The following is a 3,145-nucleotide window of genomic DNA, read 5'->3' on the forward strand; positions in this document are numbered from 1 at the left end:
AGCACCCCGTGCCGCATCGCCTGCACCATCTTGATCACACCCGCCACACCCGCGGTCGCCCCGGTGTGACCGATGTTCGACTTGAGGGCGCCGACCAGCAGGGGCCGGTCGTCGCCGGAGCGCTCCTGGCCGTAGGTGGCGAGCAGCGCCTGCGCCTCGATCGGGTCACCCAACGACGTACCCGTGCCATGCGCCTCCACCGCGTCCACGTCGGCCGCCGACAGACCCGCGTTGCCCAGGGCCTGCCGGATCACCCGCTGCTGCGAGGGGCCGTTGGGCGCGGTCAGACCATTGGACGCACCGTCCTGGTTCACCGCGCTGCCGCGCACCAGGGCGAGGACCTCATGGCCGTTGCGCCGCGCGTCGGACAGCCGCTCCAGCAGCAGCAGGCCCACACCCTCCGCCCAGCCTGTGCCGTCCGCGCCGTCGGCGAACGCCTTGACGCGGCCGTCGGGGGCGAGGCCGCGCTGCCGCGAAAACTCGACGAAGACTCCGGGGCTGGACATCACGGCCACGCCGCCGGCGAGGGCGAGCGAGCACTCGCCGCCGCGCAGCGCCTGCATCGCGGAGTGCATCGCCACCAGCGACGACGAACACGCCGTGTCGATGGTGAGCGCGGGGCCCTCCAGGCCGAGGTTGTACGAGACCCGACCGGAGGCGACGCTGCCCGCGCTGCCGGTCAGGGCGTAGCCCTCGGTGCCCGAGGTGCCGCCGCCGAGCCGCGGGGTGTAGTCCTGGGCCCCCATGCCGGTGAAGACACCGACGTCCTTGCCCCGCAGGGACGTCGGGTCGATGCCGGCCCGTTCGAAGACCTCCCACGAGGTCTCCAGCAGGAGCCGCTGCTGCGGGTCCATCGCCAGGGCCTCGCGGGGGTTGATGCCGAAGAACTCGGCGTCGAAGTCCGCGACGCCGTGCAGGAAGCCACCCTTGCGGACATAGGTCGTGCCGGGGGTGTCGGGGTCGTCGGAGAAGAGGCCGTCGAGGTCCCAGCCGCGGTCGGCCGGGAAGTCGACGAGCGCGTCGCGGCCGTCGGCGAGCAGCGCCCACAGGTCCTCGGGCGAGGTGACCTCACCGGGGAGGCGGCAGCTCATGGAGACGATAGCGATCGGGTCGTCGGTCGCGGGGGCGGGGGCCGGGGCGGCCGTTGGCCGGTCCTCGGCGACGGCGTCCCCGAGGAGTTCCGTGTGGATGAGTTCGGCCAGCACCCTGGGGTTCGGGTAGTCGAAGACGAGGGTGGCGGGCAGCCGCAGCCTGGTGGCGGCGTTGAGTCGGTTGCGCAGTTCGACCGCGGTGACGGAGTCGAACCCGATCTCCTTGAACGCCCGGTCCTCGTCGACGCCTTCGGTGCCGGTGTGACCGAGGACGGCTCCGGCCTCGGTGCGCACCAGGGTGACCAGGAGCTGCTCCTGGTCGGCGGGCGTGAGCCGCAGGAGTTCGGCGCGCAGGGTCGAGACGTCGGCGGCGGGGGCGTCGTCCGTGGTGCCGGTGAGGACTTCGGTGACCTCGGGCAGGCCGCGGAGCAGGGGCCGGGGACGACTGAGGGTGAAGGCGGGGGCGAAGCGGGTCCAGTCGATGTCGGCGACGACCACGTGGGTCTCGTCGTGCTGGACGGCCTGTTCCAGGGCGGCGATGCCGAGCTGGGGGTCCATCAGGGAGAGGCCGAGCTTCCCGAACTCGCCGGCCATCGAGCCGTCGACCATGCCGCCGCCGTCCCAGGCGCCCCAGGCGATGGAGGTGGCGGTCAGTCCGCGGGCACGGCGCCGGTGGGCCAGGCCGTCGAGGTAGGCGTTGGCCCCGGCGTACGAGGTGAGGCCGTTGCTGCCCCAGGCGGTGGCGCCGGAGGAGAAGAGGACGAAGGCGTCGAGTTCGCGGTCGCCGAGCAGGTCGTCGAGGTGGCGGGCGCCGTCGATCTTGGCACGGCCCATCTCGGCGAACTGCTCGACGGTGAGCCCGGACAGGGGTGACTCGGTCTGGGAGGCGCCGGCCAGGTGCAGGACGGCGGTCAGCGGCAGTTCTGCGGGGACGGCGTCGAGGAGAGCGGCGACGGCGTCGCGGTCCGTGATGTCGCAGGCGGTGAGGGTGACCCGCGCGCCGTGCGCCTCGAGTTCGGCGCGGAGTTCGGCGGCGCCGGGGGCATCGGGTCCGCGGCGGCTGGTCAGCACCAGGTGCTCGGCTCCCCGCTCGGCGAGCCGGCGGGCCACGTGGGCTCCGGTGCCGCCCGTGCCGCCGGTGACGAGGACGGTGCCGCTCGGGGTCCAGCGCCTGGTGGCCGGTGCGCCGTCGAGGGGAGCGCGGCGCATGCGGCGGGCGTGGAGGCCGTCGGCGCGTACGGCGAGCTGGTCCTCGTCGTCGGTTCCGGAGAGCGCGGTGCACAGCAGGTCGAGGGTGGCCGCGTCGGGCAGTCCGGGGTCGGCGGGCAGGTCGACGAGGCCGCCCCAGGTGCGGGGGTGGTCCAGTGCCAGGACGGTGCCGACGCCCCACATGACGTGCTGGGAGAGGTCGGTCAGTTCCCCGGGGCCGCCGACGGCGACGCCGCCGGACGTGAGGGCCCACAGGGGTGCCTCGATCCCGGCGTCGCCGAGGGCCTGGACGAGGGCGACGGTGCCGATCATGCCGCGCGACCAGGCGGGGTGGGCGGGGTGCGGCCGGCTGTCGAGCGCGAGGAGCGACACGGCGCCGGAGAAGCTCTCGTCGGGCAGGGCGGCGGCCAAGGTCTCCCGGTCGGTGTTCTCGGTGTCGACCTCGACGCGTACGAGCTGTGCGCCGCGGTCGGCGAGTCCGGTGGCGACGGCTTCGGCGAGCGGGCCGCCGTCGGTGCCGACGGCCAGGAGCCACGTCCCGGACAGGGTGCCGGGAGACGTGTCGGTGGTGGCCACGCGGTCCCAGCCGAGTTGGTAGCGCCAGTTGTCGACGCGGGCGCGGTTCTGCTCCCGGCGGCGCCACGAGGCGAGCGCGGGCAGGACCTCGTCGAGCACGGAGGCCTTGAGCTGGAGGTCGTCGGCGAGGACGCCGGTGTCGCCGGCCTCGATCGCGGCCCAGAAGGCGGCGTCGACGGGATCGGCCTCGACGACCGGACCGTCGTTCGCGTCGAGCCAGTAGTGCTGGTGCTGGAAGGGATACGTCGGCAGCTCCGTCCGCCGCGCGC

1 protein-coding gene is annotated in these 3,145 nt (G+C 74.1%); it reads right to left on the reverse strand.

What is annotated here, in order from left to right; translation table 11 throughout:
• Positions 1–3,145 (reverse strand): SDR family NAD(P)-dependent oxidoreductase (locus ABEA26_RS35485; RefSeq protein ID WP_345598131.1); only part of this gene is annotated, 3,145 nt, incomplete at both ends.

The sequence above is a fragment of the Streptomyces marokkonensis genome (assembly GCF_039539045.1).
Lineage (GTDB): Bacteria > Actinomycetota > Actinomycetes > Streptomycetales > Streptomycetaceae > Streptomyces > Streptomyces marokkonensis.